This window comes from Mesorhizobium sp. M7A.F.Ca.CA.002.05.1.1, from assembly GCF_003998335.1.
GTDB lineage: Bacteria > Pseudomonadota > Alphaproteobacteria > Rhizobiales > Rhizobiaceae > Mesorhizobium.
Genome location: NZ_RZQI01000043.1, coordinates 1 through 14898 on the forward strand (window position 1 = coordinate 1; position 14898 = coordinate 14898).

A 14898-nucleotide genomic window follows, 5' to 3' on the forward strand; every position below is an offset into this window, starting at 1 on the left:
GCCAGACATAGACCGGCGCGCCGCCGACCGTGACATAGGTGGTCAGGCCCTGAACCGAGCGGGTGAGATTGACCGGGTTTTCGGTGACGCCGGCCCGCAGCGAGCCGCCGGCGCCGCCGATGAACAGCACTGTGCACAAAGCTGGCTCGCAATTGTCCTCGATCAGCCCGACCGACTTCTGCAGCCGTTCGGGGAAAGGTTTTTGCACCGGTTTCAGTTCGTCGTCGAGTTCGTAATAGGCGAACTGTTCGCCGGTGGTCGACACCATCAGCAGCGACAGCCCCGGCCGCGCGCCTTTCTTGGCGTTCCACTCTCCGAGGATCGACAGCGGGTCTGAAATGCTGGTGCCGCCCCAGCCCAGCCCGGGTTCGGACACCTTGAAATAGCGGCCCGGCGTCGAACGGCGGCCGATTATTTTTATCCCTGTATCCTGCCAGCCCAGCACCTTGCCGGCCTGATGCTCGGAAACGACGCCGGTGATGTGGTCGTCGACCACCACCACCTCGTCGACAAGGCCGCGCCATTGCGTGGCGAACATGCCGATGGTGGCCGAGCCGCAGCCGACGCGCATTCGGTGTTCCTGCTTGCCGTCGATGACAGGTGCTTTGCCGGCTTCGACTATGATGGTGGCGCCGCCGTCGATGGCCAGTTCCACCGGCTTGCGGTTGCACAGATTGAGCAGCGCGTCACAGGTGGCGCGTCCCTCGGCCTTGGAGCCGCCGGTCAGATGGTGCACACCGCCCAGCGACAGCATCTGCGAGCCATACTCGCCCGTCGTGACATGGCCGATCGCTTCGCCGGCTGCGCGGACTATTGCCGTCTCGGGACCGAGGTGACGGTCGGTATCGATCTTCACCTTGACGCCGCAATAGGAGAAGATGCCCTCGGTGACGACGGTGACGAGATCGACGCCTTCGACCTCCTGGCTGACGATGAAGGGGGCCGGCTTGTAGTCGGGATAGGTGGTGCCGGCGCCGATTGCGGTGACGAAGCGGCGGCCGGTGTTGACCAGTTCGCCGTCCCAGGCCTCGCCCACGGCGACGAACGGCACGATCGCCGCGCCGGTCTCGGCCGCATGATCGAGGATGGTCAGCGGGTCCGTCCGCACGATCCTGCCGCCGACATTGCCGTAGCGGTCGCATGCTCCGGTGCGCCCGTCAGCGATGTAGCACATCACCGGACAGGCATCGCAGCGGATCTTCTCCGCCACCAGCTTCTCGCCGGGATCATGGGTCTCGAAGCGTTCGGCAAGCTCGCTCATCGGCGTGCCTCCTTTTCGCGGATGCCATCTTTTTCGCGGATGCCAGCGCGGATACGCGTCGGCGTCGCCGGAATCTTGGTGACCAGCACGCCGGTGGCGTGGCGGATGGCATTGAGGATCGCCGGTGCCGTCGGGATCAGCACATGCTCGCCCAAACCCTTGGCGCCAAAGGGTCCTTCCGGATCCGGAACTTCAATCAGAATGGTCTCGATCGGCGGCACGTCGCCAATGGTCGGGATGAGATAATCGTGCAAATTCTCGGTGCGGCCGGGGATATACTCTTCCATCAGCGCCATGCCGATGCCTTGCGCAATGCCGCCTTCGATCTGGCCCTCGGCCAGCAGCGGGTTGATCGCCTTGCCGACATCATGCGCGGCGGTGATTTTCAGCAGCTTCACCGTGCCGAGCTTAAGGTCGACCTCCAATTCGGCGATCTGCGCGCCATAGCCGTAAACGGCGTAGGGTTTGCCCTGGCCCCTGGCGTCGAGGGGCAGCGTCGGCGGGTCGTAGGTCTCCTCGGCGCGAAAGACGAAGCCTTCGGTGTCTACATCCAATGTCGCGAGATCGACGCGGCGCGTGGCTTCACCTTCGCGGATGACGATCACGGGGCCGTCGAGCTGCAGGGCTGCGTTTTCGGAAACATTGGCGAAGCGCAGGATCGTTTCGCGCAAGGCGCGGCCGGCCTTTTCGGCCGCCTTGCCGGTTACAAAAGTCTGGCGCGAGGCCGAGGTCTTGCCGGCGTCGGGGGTGATGGCCGTATCGGCGCTCTTCAACTGGAATTTCTCAAGCGGCAGGCCGAGCGCGTCGGCGCATATCTGGGCGATGACCGTGTTGGATCCCTGGCCGATATCGACGGCGCCCTGGTGCAGGATGACCGTGCCGTCAGCCGCGATGCCGACCCGGATTGTCGACGGGTTGGGCAGCGAGGTGTTGCCGCAGCCATACCAGCAGGACGCGACGCCAACGCCGCGCTTTCTATCCCTGCTGGCACGGTTGAACGCATCCGCATCAGCCGTCGCGCGCACCCAATGCGGCTGCAGCGATTCGAGGCATTCGGCAATGCCGACGCCGGACTCCAGAAGCTGCCCGGTAACCGTTTCGGATCCGTTACGAAGGCAGTTCTTCAAGCGAAAATCGAGCCGGTCCATGCCGAGCTTGCCGGCTAGCTCGTCATACAGCGTCTCCTGCATGATCGTCGCTTGCGGCACGCCGAAGCCGCGGAATGCGCCGGAGATCGGCCCATGCGTGTGGATGGCGCGGCCTTCGGCGCGGTAATTCGGCGTCGCATAGGGTCCGGAGGCGTGCACCGGCACGCGGTTGGCCACGGTAGGGCCCCAGCTTGCATAGGCGCCGGTGTTGAAGTCACCTTCGAAGATCATGCCGGTGACAATGCCGTCGGCATCGGCGCCGATGGTCGCTCTCATCTCGGCCGGATGGCGCTTGGTGGTCGAAATCATCGATTCGGTGCGGGTGTAGGCAAGTGCCGCCGGCCGCCCCGTCTTCATCGCCACCAGGCCGATCAGCGGCTGCAGCGAAACGTCGAGCTTGGACCCGAAACCGCCGCCGGTCGCGGTCGGCACGATGCGCACCTTGTCGACGGCTAGGCCGAGCACCTTCGCCGTCTCGTCGCGGTCCATATAGGGCGCCTGGGTGCAGGCGACGACGACCAGCGTGTCGCCGTCCAGATAGGCATAGCCGGCTTCCGGTTCGATATAGGCGTGCTCGACATAGGAGGTGTCGATGGCGCCAGAGACGGTGAAAGCCGCGCCGGCAAGCGCTGCTTCCGGATCGCCGCGTTCGACGAAGCCGGAGGTCAGCAAGTTTGCCGCCCTGTTTTCATGAATGAGCTTGGCACCGCCGGCGCGCGCTTCGCAGGATTGGAGAACATGCGGCAATTCGGTCCAGCGGATCGGAAAATCCGAGAGGTCGAGATCGAGCATCGCCTCACGCTCGCCGGCAACCAGCGCCACCGCCTCACCGCGGAGGCGGGCAAACCCCTCAGCCAGCGCCGGCTGGTCGGCGAACGGGCCGATGACGCCGAAACAGTTTTTTCCCGGAATGTCGGCTGCTGTGAAGACACCGGCTATGCCGGGATGCGCCTTCGTCCAGCCGTCGAGGTCGCCGAAGGCGAAGCTGGCGTGATAATGCGGCGAGCGGACCACCAGCACGGCCAGCGCATCGGCGGGGAAGGAATCGCCGCCGAATTTCTCAGCCCCGGTGACCTTCGGCACGCCATCGAGCCGGACGGGCGAGGAGCCGATCGCATGGCCTGATCGAGGCAAGCGGAAATCGAGGCTTGCGCCCTGCAGGGACGCATCCATCACCGCCGCGATGATCTTCCGGTAGCCGGTGCAGCGGCAGAGAATACCGCCCAGCGCATCCTGCACCTCGGCCTCGGTCGGGCTTGGCTGTTTGTCCAGCAACGCCGTTGCCGCGACCAGCAGCGCCGGCGTGCAGATGCCGCACTGCGCCGCGCCATGGGCAAGGAACGAGGCCTGCAGCGCCGACAGCCGGCCATTGGCGAGGCCTTCGACGGATGTTACCGCCGTCCCGGCGGCGGAAGCCGCCGACATCAGGCAGGCGCAGACCGGATCGCCGTCGACCAGCACCGTACAGGCGCCGCAGTCGCCGGCGTCGCAGCCGATCTTGGTGCCGGTCAACAGCAATTCATCGCGCAACACCAGGGACAGGCGGCGCAGGGGCGGCACATTGACCGAGACGGCGGTGCCATTGACCTCGAAGGCGATATCGGCGCGCGCAGCGCCGAAGCCTGGCTGGGCACTGCCCGGATCGGGCAGGGCTTCACGCGCGTCAGGCCAATTTTGGCTCATGCCGCCACCTCTTCGCCAGTCGTACGCCCCATAGCCGCGAGCACCGTGCGGGCAACAATCTCGCGCACCGCATCGAGCCGGTATTCGGCGCTGCCGCGCACATCGGCGATCGGCGACAGTTCTGCCATCGGCGCGGCCAGGACCGCGTCGGCGAGTCCGCCGTCCACCGGCAGACCGTGCAGCGCGGCTTCGACGCCGGCCAGCCGCTTGGCCACCACCGAACAGGAGCCGGCGGCGACCGCCGCTTGCCGGACAAGGCCATCCTGGACGACCAGACGCGCCGCCACCATGGCGATGGAAATGACGAGATAACGGCGCGCGCCGAGCTTGACGAAAGCCGACGTGCCGCTGGGCTTCGGCACGCGGATGGCCGTGACCATCTCACCGGGCAGCAGAGCGGTTCGGCGGTTGCCGAGAATGAAGTCCTGCAACGGCAGATGCCGCGTCGCGGCCACCGAGCGCAGCTCGACCTCGGCATCGAGGATGAGCAGGGCCGGCACGCCGTCTGCGGCAGGCGATGCGTTGCAGAGATTGCCGGCGACCGAGGCGACGTTCTGGATCTGCACCGAGCCAACCTCACGCGCCGCCTGTTTCAGCGCATCGAAGGCCGGCGGCAAGGGATGGCGGACGATGTCGGTCCAGGTCGTGCGCGCGCCGATGACGAAATGGTCGTGCGTCTCGGCAATGCCGCGCAGCGCCGCCAGGCCGTTAATGTCGAGAACATTGTCGCGGAACGGTTTGCTGCCCTGTGCCGGATAGAAATCGGTGCCGCCGGCAAGGATGCGCCAGGCGCCCTCGCCAAGCAAAGCGAGCGCTTCGTCGACCGAGGTGGGTTTCGCGTAACGGATCACGCTTTGCCTTCCAGAAGGAACTTTCCGAATCCGGTATTTCCGGCGTTCGAGCCGAGAAACTCATTCGTATGCAAATGATATCAAGCCCGCTGGATTTGTCAAAGCCCGAGTTTGCGGCGGCCCGGCCGGCACGCATTTGTTATGTCGCGAGAGGTTGACGCCGCCGGCCATCTGGTCAAGTTTCTGCGTCCGGTCGCGTCAGCGGCATTTTCCACTGGAGCCTGCATACGGAAGAGGAAAGCCCATGGCCGACGAGGCGCTTGTTGTCATCGACCTGCAGAACGACTTTTGTCCCGGCGGCGCGCTGGCGGTTGCCGGCGGCGATGAGATCGTGCCACTGGTCAACGACCTGATCCGGCGAACCGACCATGTCGTGCTGACGCAGGACTGGCATCCCGCCGGTCATTCCAGCTTTGCCTCCAGCCATCCGGGCGCGCAGCCTTTCACGATGATCGAAATGCCCTATGGTCAGCAGACGCTGTGGCCGGACCACTGCATCCAGGGCAGCCTGGGCTCGGATTTCCATTCCGGCCTGGCCTGGACCAAGGCCGAGCTCGTCATTCGCAAGGGATTTCGGTCTGATATCGACAGCTATTCGGCCTTCTTCGAGAACGACCGCACGACGCAGACCGGCCTTGCCGGCTACCTCCGGGAGCGCGGCATCGACACGCTGACCCTGGTCGGGCTGGCGACCGATTTCTGCGTCGGCTTTTCGGCGCTGGACGCCGTCAGCCAGGGCTTCAAAACCACAGTGCGGCTCGATGCCTGCCGCGGCATCGATCTCAACGGTTCGCTCGATGCCATGCTGCAGCGCCTGCGCGACGCCGGCGTGACGCTCGAAGACCCTTTGTCGGATTGAACGGCCGTTGGGCAAGCACCCCCTCACCCGGATTGCCAGCCGAATTGCGAAGGGCAATTCGGGGCAATCCGACCTCTCCCCGAGGGGAGAGGAGAAGGCGAGCGTCGGCGCCGAGTCTCTTCTCCCCTCGGGGAGAAGGTGGCCGCGTAGCGGCCGGATGAGGGGGCCTTTTTCATATCCGATCTCCCTGTTGGCTGCATGCGCTGCGATAATTGCCGCCGTGCTGTTCCCGGCACAGGCTTTCGCGGCGGAGGAACACGGCCTGCCCGGCGCTTCGATGCCGCTGTGGTGGGCGCTGCCCTTTGCCGGGCTGCTGTTGTCGATCGCCACCGGTCCGCTGCTGTTTCCTCATGTTTGGGAACATCACTACGGCAAGATATCGGCCCTTTGGGCCGCACTGGTGATCGTGCCGCTGGCGGCTGCCTTCGGTGTTCCCACAGCGACCGAAGCGGTGCTGCATGCGTTGCTCACGGAATACATGTCGTTCATCATCCTGCTGTTTGCGCTGTTCACCATTTCGGGCGGCATTCTCCTTGCCGGCAACATTCACGGCACGCCGCTGGTGAATGCAGGCCTGCTGCTGGTCGGCGCGCTGCTGGCCTCGGTGATAGGCACGACCGGTGCCTCGATGATCCTGATCCGGCCGATCATCCGCGCCAACGATAACAGGCCGTTCAACGCCCATGTCGTCATCTTCTTCATCTTCCTGGTGTCCAACATCGGCGGCTCGCTGACGCCGCTTGGCGATCCGCCGCTGTTCGTCGGCTTCCTCAGAGGTGTCGACTTCTTCTGGACGACCGCCAATCTCTGGCGCGAGACCCTGTTCGTCGGCGGTGCCGTGCTGGCCGTCTTCCTGGGCATCGACATCATCCTGCATCGGCGCGAGGCTGGCGCGCCGAAGATCAAGGATCCGACGCCGGATACCAAGGTGCGTCTGCGCGGCCTGGCCAACCTTCCGCTGCTGGCGGGCGTGATCGGCGCCATCCTGGTGTCGGCGGCCTGGAAGCCCGGCGTCAGCTTCTCGGTGTTCGGCGTCAGTCTCGAACTGCAGAATCTGGTGCGCGACGCCATCATCCTGGCGCTCGCCCTGCTGTCGCTTCCGCTCTCCTACAAGAGCCACCGGGAGGCGAACGGCTTCAATTGGGGCCCGATAGCAGAGGTGGCAAAATTGTTTGCCGGCATCTTCATCTGCATCGTGCCGGTCATCGCCATCCTAAGGGCAAGCCATGACGGCGCGCTGGCACCGCTGGTGTCGCTTGTCAGTTCACCCTCGGGTACGCCCAACGATCTCGCCTATTTCTGGCTGACAGGGGCATTGTCGTCCTTCCTCGACAATGCGCCGACCTATCTGGTGTTCTTCGAGCTTGCCGGCGGCGACCCCCGGCACCTGATGACGGAGTTCGCTTCGACGCTTGCCGCGATCTCGGCCGGCGCGGTGTTCATGGGCGCCAACACCTATATCGGCAATGCGCCGAACTTCATGGTCTACGCCATCGCCCGCCATCGCGGCGTGAAGATGCCGGGCTTCTTCGGCTACATGCTGTGGTCTGGGCTGGTGCTGATCCCGACATTTTTGGTCGCGGGCTTTCTGTTCTTCGGCTGATCACCCGACGCCGACATAGCGGCGGACCGCCGACGGGTCGGCGCGCAACTCCTCGACGTCGACCGTCTCGCGGTTGCGGCCGTTTTCGATGAAGGCAACGTGGTCGGCGACCGAAAGCACCGCATCGACACGCTGCTCGACCAGGATGGTCGAGACGCCCATGTCGCGCAGCTTCGACACCGTCTCGCGGATCTTGGCGATCATCGACGGCATCAGCCCTTCGGTTGGCTCGTCGAGCAGCAGCACTTGCGGTTCGAGACAGAGCGCGCGCGCCATGGCCAGCATCTGCTGTTCGCCGCCGGACAATGTGCCGGAACGCTGCCGCAGCCGCTGGCGCAGCAGCGGGAACAGGTCGAGGACATTTTCCCGCACGGCCTTGCCCTTGCCGCGCGCCATCAGGCCGATCTCGATGTTTTCCGCCACCGTCATTTCGGCGAACAGCCGTCTTCCCTGCGGCACATAGGCGACGCCGGCCTTGGGCACTTCATGCGCCGGCAGACCAGTCAACTCTTGGCCATCGAGCCTGATCGAGCCGGCGCTTGAGGGAACCAGTCCCATGATGGCTTTCAGCGTCGTCGTCTTGCCGGCGCCATTGCGGCCGAACAGGCACAGCACCTCGCCCTTGTTCAGCACCAGGTCGAGGCCATAGAGCACCTGGACCTCGCCATAGTAGCAGTCCAGTCCAGAGATGGTCAGCGCCTCGGACTTTGCCTCGGTCATGGGGCGGTCCCCAGATAGGCTTCCTGCACCGCCGCGTTCTCGCGGATCGCTTCGGGGGTGCCTTCGGCCAGGATCTTGCCGGCATTGAAGACGGTGATGCGGTCGGCGAGTTGCATGACGACAGGCATGTTGTGCTCGATCAGAAGCACGGTGGCGTTCTTGGCGATCTCGCGCACCAGGGTGATGAAATTGTCGATCTCGCTGTCGGCCAGCCCTTGCGTCGGCTCGTCGAGGATCAGCAGGCGCGGCTTCAGTGCGAGGCCCATCGCCACTTCCAACAGGCGCTGATGGCCGTAGGACAATTGGCCCGCCGGCATGTGGGCACGATCGGCCAGGCCGGTGCGTTCCAGTGCGGTCATGACAGCGGCCTGTATCGCGCTCTTGGAATGACTGCCATGCCGCTGCGTCAGTTGCGCGGGCAGCGCGACGTTGGCGTAAACGGACAGGTTGGCATAGACGCTGGTGAGCTGGAAGGTGTAGGCGATGCCCCTGCGCACCCTGACATAGGCAGGCAGATTGGTGATGTCGGCGCCGTCGAAGACGATCATGCCGGCAGACAGCTGGATGCGGCCGCTGACCAGGCTGACGAAGGTGGTCTTCCCCGCCCCGTTGGGGCCGATCACGGCACGGATCTCGCCCGGCATCAGCGCGAAATCGACATTGTCGACGGCGCGCAGACCACCGAAATTGCGCGACAGGCCCTTGGTGGTCAAAAGCGGCATCATGGCAGCCACCCGAGCCAGCGCTGGCGGATGCTGCCCAGAATGCCTTTCGGGAAAAACAGCACCAGCAGGATCAGCGCGATGCCGACGATCAGCAGATAGGCGGAGGTGTAGCCGCTGGTGATATCAATGACATAGTACATGAACAGCGTGCCGATCAGCGGTCCGAGCGTCGTCGCGGCACCCCCCAGCAGCACCCACAGCAGCGGCAGGATCGAATACTGCACCGACGCGAAGCTCGATCCGACACATAGCCGAACAGCAGCGCATAGGCGGCCCCCGAGGCCGCGCAGATGATGCCGGAGATGACGACGGCGGCGAGCTTGTTCGAAAACGTATCGTAGCCGAGCATCTTCGTGCGCTCCTCATTCTCGCGGATGGCGACCAGCACGCGGCCATAGCGGGAGCGGACGATGGCCAATGTGACGAGCAGCACGATGGAAAACAGCGCCAGCGCTGTCATGTAGCGCACCGTCGGATTGGTGAGTTCGAGCGATGTAGCGCCAAAGCTGAGCACCCGCGCCGGCTGCGGCACGACCATGCCTTGGTCGCCGCCGGTCCAAGTCGCGAAGTAGAGGATGAGGAGGTAGAACACTTGAGCGAACATCATGGTGACGATCATGAAGGCGACGCCCGTGGTGCGCAACGCCAGCAGGCCGATCACGAGTGAAACAACAACACCACAGCCGAGGCCCGAGGCGAATGCCGCTGGTACGCTCCAGCCGAGCTGGATGACGGCAAGGCCGGCGCCATAGAGCCCGGCGGCGAAGAACATCGCATGGCCGAGGCTGAGCAGGCCGACATAGCCGAACAGCATGTTGTAGCCCATGGCAAAGACCGCCAGCACCATGATGCGGGCAAGCAGGCCGTGATAGTAGTCCGGCAGCAGGAAGCTCAGCACGAAGAGCAGGGCGATGACGCCGAGATGCAGGGCATAGGCTTTTGCCGGCGAAGCTTCGCTCATCGCGATGCCGTCCCGAACAGGCCTTGCGGGCGGAACACCAGCACCATGGCGACGAGCAGCGTGGCAATGATCTTGGCCAGCGTCGGCGAGAAGAACATCGAGATGATGCCGTCGGAGAGGCCGATCAGCACGGCGGCGACGACCGTGCCGCGCAGCGAGCCGAGGCCGCCGATGATGACGACGATGAAGGAGAGCAGCAGCGGATCCTGTCCCATCAGATAATGCGCCTGGCTGATCGGCACGATCAGCACCGCGGCAATGGCCGCCAGCATGGCACCGAGCGCGAAGACGCCGCCATAGACACGGCCGACAGGGATGCCGAAGGCCTGTGCGGTTTCGCTGTCATACTGCGTGGCGCGCATGACGAGGCCGATCCTGGTGCGCGTCAGCACCAGCCATGTCGCGGTGAGCAGCAGCGCGGAAGCGGCGATAACAGACAGTTTGTAGCCGGAATAGCCGAACCACGGCAAAAGGATGCGGTAGCTGAACGGCGGCTCGACCGGCCGAGCCTCCGGGCCATAGAAAGTCAGCGCCAGCTGCTGGATGATGTAGAGCATGCCGATGGTGGCGACGATGGTGGCTTCCGGATTGTAATTGAGCCGGCGCAGCACCAGCCGTTCGGCGACCAGCGCAATGGCGCCGACGATCAGCGGGGCAATCACCAGCGCCGCCAGGAAGCCGAGCGCAGGGTGACCGCCGATGGCCGTGGTGATCGCCCAGGCGAGCACCGCGCCCAGCATGAAGAACTCGCCATGCGCGACATTGACCACCCGCATGACGCCGAACACCAGCGACAGGCCGAGCGCCGTCAGGGCTAGCACTGACGAGGTGACGAGGCCTTCGAGAGCGGCGAGGAGGAGGTGGGGACCAAAGTGCATCGGTTACACGCTGGCAGGCGCTTGCTGGAATGCCAAACTCACAGCGCCTGCGTCGTATAATCTCCCTCGGCCTCGTAAAGCCCGTCCTCGATCTTGGTCTTGTGCACGACCTTGAGCTTGCCGCCCTCGACCTTGGAGATGTTCTGGATACCAAAGCACTGGTGGATCTTGCCGTTGAAGGTTTTTGGCCCCTGCGGATGCTGCGGGCCTTCGGCGAACTCGGTCAGTGCCTCGGTCGCCTCGACCAGCTTGGCGCGGTCTTCCGGACCCTTGTAGCCGGCGTCTTCCATTGCCTTCTTGACGACATAGAGCGTCTCCCAGCAGCCGAACATGTGGGCTGCGGTGGAGACATCCTTGGGATCGCCGACGGCAGCGCCATTGTCATCGATGCCGACAGCGGTGCGGTAGGCCTTCTGCGCTTCGGAATCGTTGGCCTGCGCATAACGCGGCGAGCCTTCCCAGAAATGGCTGCCGTCGAGGAATTCGAGGCCGGGGCTGTTGATGTCGGTGGCCTCGAGCGAATCGATGAAGCCGAACAGTTGCGGTCGGTTGGAGCCGTAGAATTCGCCGAGCTCCTTGACGAAAGTGAGCACGGCCGGGCCGACCATGACGTGGTAGATCACCTCGGTCTCGGCCGGGATCTGCGGGAAGTATTTGGTGAAGGACGATTCCGTCGGCGGGATGGCGATCTGCGCGATGACCTCGCCGCCTTGCGCCTTCAGTGCCGGCGGCAGGTAGTCGCGATGGTCGTAGCCGAAAGCGAAATCGGGGAAGATCTGCGTCACCTTCTTGCCGGCATTGGCCGCGATCCACGGCGCCATCGACTGGATCTGGCTCTTCACGTCGGTGATGCCGGGCTGGAAGACATAGCGGTTCAGCTTTGTCGAGGCGACGTGATGGCCTTCGCTGACGACGAAATAGGGCATCTTGTTTTCGCCGGCGGCGGGCGCAGAGCCAATGACGACATGCGAGAACAGCGTGCCGAAGACGATGTCGGTCTTGTGCTGGGTGGCGAACTTGCCGACCACCTCGGCGCCACGGCCGGGATCGGTGCCGTCATCCTCGATGATCACCTCGACCTGACGGCCGTTGATGCCGCCGGCGGCGTTGATCGCCTTGACCGCGGCAGCCGTGGTCTTCTCGTACCAGCGGCCATAGGCGGCGCCGATGCCGGTGCGGTGCGACTGGAAGCCGATCTTGATCGGCGCCGAACTCTGCGCCTGGGAATAGCGGACGTAGCCGGGGGCCAGGCCCAGGCCGGCGCCGGCGGCCAGACCCTTCAGCGCCGTGCGGCGGGTGAGCGTGGATCTGGAGAGATCGAAAAACCCATTCTTGTCAGTCACGGCAGTTCCCCTGTTTTTGAGTTTTGACTGGCTGTAACGAGGCAAAAAATCGCATGTGTACAAACTAAATCACCAAAGCCCCGACGTGGCAAGCGGGCTTTCCCCGAAGGCATGCTGGTCGCCTTTTCTCATCCGACAGTCGGCGTGGCAAGCAACCAGAGGCCGAAGACGGTGTAGGCGATCATCAGCAAGGTGAGCGGGAACTGGCTGAGTGCCGCGCGGGAGGGCTGTGGGTGCAGGCGCCAGGCGAAGCCGTGAGCGACGAGGACGGCGAGCACATGGCCCAGGATGATGGCGCCGGCCTGGATATTCCACAGCCACCACGCAGAGTCCGCCCCCGCAACGATGCCGGCCTCGATCTGCATGTCGGCGGTGCCGAACAGGTTCCAGCCCAGCGCGAACGGATCGGACAGTGCCGCAAGCGCATACTGGCCGTCGACGAGCAGCGCCGTCAGATAATGCGCAACGTGATAGGCAAGCGCAATTGGCACGATCGACCACACCAGCAGGCCTGCGGCCTGGCCGAGCGTGTGATCGCTGCCGGCAAGACGCTGGCCGAGCCGGACGGCAAGCAGGAACACCGCCGCCAGCAGCGCGAATGTCAGGATCAGCCCGCAAGTGCCGCTGCCGATCAGCGCGGTGCGGCCGGGAAATTCGAGCGGGTTGATGCCGAACAGGCCGAGCCAGAAGAAGGTCTTCGACAGGCCGTCGAAGGACACCGACGACAGGGCCAGCAGCAGGAAGGCGATGCCGCTGGCCGGCAGGGGCTGCGCCGTCAGCAGCTTGGCGCCGGGCCAGCACAGGCCAAGCCGGCCGTCTTGGTTGCGTTCGGCCACGGCGAAGCGCGCCACCATCGAGAAGAAAACCGTCAGGAATTCACCGCTGCGGCTCCAGCCGCGATAGCCGAACGCCAGCATGGCGAGGAAAGAGAACAGCCAGTAGAGGCCGGCGGCCAAGGCCAGCCGCCCCGGATCGTCGGGCGCCGGATCGATGAGTTCGAACCAGGCGAAGGCGAAGAACAGGATGACAGCCGGCCAGCAGCCGACCCATCCGGGCAGGCGCCATGCTCCGTGATCCCTGGTCCCGAACAGGCGCGAGGCGAGACGCCATGCTCCATACCAGGGGTTGAGCCATGACCAGAGGTCGCCGAAGACACCCTGCAGCAGCGTGACGCCGGCCCACAACAGTGTCCAGATCACCAGTGGCAGAGGATTGGAAAGTGGGTCGCGGCTGCCGAAAAAGCCGGCGGCGATAAGAATTGCAAAGCCGGCGAAGGATAGCAGGCTGATGGCGGCGCGGGTGGCGTCGCTGAGGGCAAACAACGGCAGGCGCCGGCGCCAGAAACGATCGAGAAAATCCGCTGGCAGCAGCGCCAGGACGAGGAAACTGACGGCAACGGCGAAGGCGCCGCCGATCAGATAGTAGCCGGTCGGCAGCAGCAGGACAGAGGGGGGCGCCAGGGAACTCGTACTATCCAGGAACCCCACCCCTCACACCTTGACCAATTGCTCCACGCGGTCCTTCTCGCCGAAAATTCTGAGATACCGCTCGATCTCTTTCACATCGCCGGTCGCCTTGGCCGGATTGTCGGAAAGCTTGACCGCTGGCCTGCCATTGGCCTCGGTGACCTTGCAGACCAGCGATATGGCGTCGAGGCTGTTGGTTTCCGTCGGCGCGCAGCCTTCGAAATCATTGGTCAGATTGGTGCCCCAGCCGAAGGACATGCGCACCTTGCCCTTGAAGTGGCGATAGGTCTCCTCGATCGTCTCGACTTCGAGCCCGTCGGAGAAGATCAACAGCTTCTGCTTGGGATCCTTGCCCTTGTCGCGCCACCAGGACAGGATCTTTTCGCCGCCTTCGATCGGCGGCGCGCTGTCCGGGCGAAAGCCCGTCCAGTCGGCCACCCAGTCCGGCGCATCGCGCAGGAACGATGCCGTGCCGAAGGCGTCGGGCAGCACGATCAAGAGATTGCCGCCATAGTAACGCTGCCAGTCCTGCAGCACCTTGTAGGGCGACTGCCTCAGCTCTTTTTCCGAGTCGGCGAGGGCGGCGAACACCATCGGCAGCTCATGTGCGTTGGTGCCGAGCGCTTCGAGGTCGTTGTCCATGGCCAGAAGCACGTTGGAGGTGCCGGTGAACGCTTCGCCGATGCCTTCCTTCAGCGCCTCGACGCACCAGCGCTGCCATAGGAAGGAATGGCGCCGGCGCGTGCCGAAGTCCGAGATGCGGATGCCGGGCAGCGCCTTCAGCCGCTCGGTCTTGGCCCACATCTTGGACTTGGCGCGGGCATAGAGCACGTCGAGCGCGAAAGGCCCGAACGCCCGCATCGCCGCGCGCGATCGAAGTTCATTGATGATGGCGAGCGCCGGGATTTCCCACAGTGTGGTGTACATCCACGGCCCGCTGAAGGTCAGCTCATACTGCCCGTCGCGCTTCGACAGCTCGTATTCGGGCAGCCGGAAGCCTTCCAGCCAGGCGAGGAATTCCGGTTCGAAGATCTGCTTGCGGCCGTAGAAATTGTTACCGCCGAGCCAGATCATCTCCTTCTTGGAGAAGCGCAAGGTGCGGGCATGGTCGAGCTGTTCGCGCAATTCGGCCTCGTCGATCTCGTCGGCAAGGCGCACCGAAGTCGTGCGGTTGATCAGCGAGAAGGTTGCGTCGACCTTGGGATACATGCCCCAGATCATCTGCAGCATCAAAAGCTTGTAGAAATCTGTGTCGAGCAGGCTGCGCACGATCGGGTCGAGCTTCCAGGTGTGGTTGTAGACGCGCCGCGCAATATCGGTCTTAGCCATGTCTCAACACCGCCTTCGCTGCCTGCCATCCACAATCGCGACAGGCCTCATAGCATCGAATCGGCCAGAAC

General features: G+C 64.4%; 11 protein-coding genes and 1 pseudogene. 2 read left to right on the forward strand and 10 right to left on the reverse strand.

Annotation, left to right across the window (positions count from 1 at the left end):
* The 3 genes from EN939_RS04210 to EN939_RS04220 form a co-directional block, all read right to left on the reverse strand.
* The coding region (locus EN939_RS04210) for a 6-hydroxynicotinate reductase (RefSeq protein ID WP_127267038.1) at positions 1–1261 on the reverse strand (1261 nt) is incomplete at its 3' end.
* Complete coding sequence (locus EN939_RS04215; protein WP_127267039.1) at positions 1258–4092, reverse strand: molybdopterin-dependent oxidoreductase; 2835 nt, start codon at positions 4090–4092, stop codon at positions 1258–1260. The genes EN939_RS04210 and EN939_RS04215, both read right to left, overlap by 4 nt.
* Positions 4089–4943, reverse strand: a complete 855-nt coding sequence (locus tag EN939_RS04220; RefSeq protein WP_127267040.1) for an FAD binding domain-containing protein — start codon at positions 4941–4943, stop codon at positions 4089–4091. Before EN939_RS04220 ends, EN939_RS04215 begins: the two co-directional genes overlap by 4 nt.
* A gap of 244 nt (positions 4944–5187) precedes the next feature.
* Here EN939_RS04220 and pncA point away from each other — a divergent pair, with 244 nt between their 5' ends.
* Together pncA and EN939_RS04230 are read left to right on the forward strand one after the other, a co-directional pair.
* On the forward strand, positions 5188–5802 hold the full coding sequence (pncA, locus tag EN939_RS04225; RefSeq protein ID WP_127267041.1) for a bifunctional nicotinamidase/pyrazinamidase: 615 nt from the start codon (positions 5188–5190) through the stop codon (positions 5800–5802).
* A 157-nt stretch (positions 5803–5959) separates the two neighbouring features.
* The gene (locus tag EN939_RS04230; RefSeq protein WP_127267042.1) at positions 5960–7405 is read left to right on the forward strand and encodes a sodium:proton antiporter; all 1446 of its coding nucleotides are present in this window, start codon (positions 5960–5962) and stop codon (positions 7403–7405) included.
* Here EN939_RS04230 and EN939_RS04235 read toward each other — a convergent pair whose 3' ends face one another.
* The 7 genes and pseudogenes from EN939_RS04235 to pncB form a co-directional block, all read right to left on the reverse strand.
* Positions 7406–8125, reverse strand: a complete 720-nt coding sequence (locus tag EN939_RS04235; protein WP_127267043.1) for an ABC transporter ATP-binding protein — start codon at positions 8123–8125, stop codon at positions 7406–7408.
* Positions 8122–8850 (reverse strand): ABC transporter ATP-binding protein, encoded by a 729-nt coding sequence (locus EN939_RS04240; protein ID WP_127267044.1) that lies wholly within the window; start codon positions 8848–8850, stop codon positions 8122–8124. Before EN939_RS04240 ends, EN939_RS04235 begins: the two co-directional genes overlap by 4 nt.
* Positions 8847–9811, reverse strand: a pseudogene (locus EN939_RS04245) (branched-chain amino acid ABC transporter permease). The gene EN939_RS04240 and the pseudogene EN939_RS04245 overlap by 4 nt, the downstream one beginning before the upstream one ends.
* Positions 9808–10689: a branched-chain amino acid ABC transporter permease gene (locus EN939_RS04250; protein ID WP_127267045.1), complete on the reverse strand. Its 882-nt coding sequence runs from the start codon at positions 10687–10689 to the stop codon at positions 9808–9810. The pseudogene EN939_RS04245 and the gene EN939_RS04250 overlap by 4 nt, the downstream one beginning before the upstream one ends.
* A gap of 38 nt (positions 10690–10727) precedes the next feature.
* Positions 10728–12032 carry an ABC transporter substrate-binding protein gene (locus EN939_RS04255; RefSeq protein WP_127267046.1) on the reverse strand — a complete coding sequence of 435 codons (1305 nt, stop codon included), beginning with the start codon at positions 12030–12032 and terminating at the stop codon, positions 10728–10730.
* Positions 12033–12160: 128 nt separating this feature from the next.
* On the reverse strand, positions 12161–13519 hold the full coding sequence (locus tag EN939_RS04260; protein WP_127267047.1) for a hypothetical protein: 1359 nt from the start codon (positions 13517–13519) through the stop codon (positions 12161–12163).
* A 3-nt stretch (positions 13520–13522) separates the two neighbouring features.
* Complete coding sequence (gene pncB / locus EN939_RS04265) at positions 13523–14827, reverse strand: nicotinate phosphoribosyltransferase (RefSeq protein ID WP_127267048.1); 1305 nt, start codon at positions 14825–14827, stop codon at positions 13523–13525.
* Positions 14828–14898: the final 71 nt, after the last annotated feature.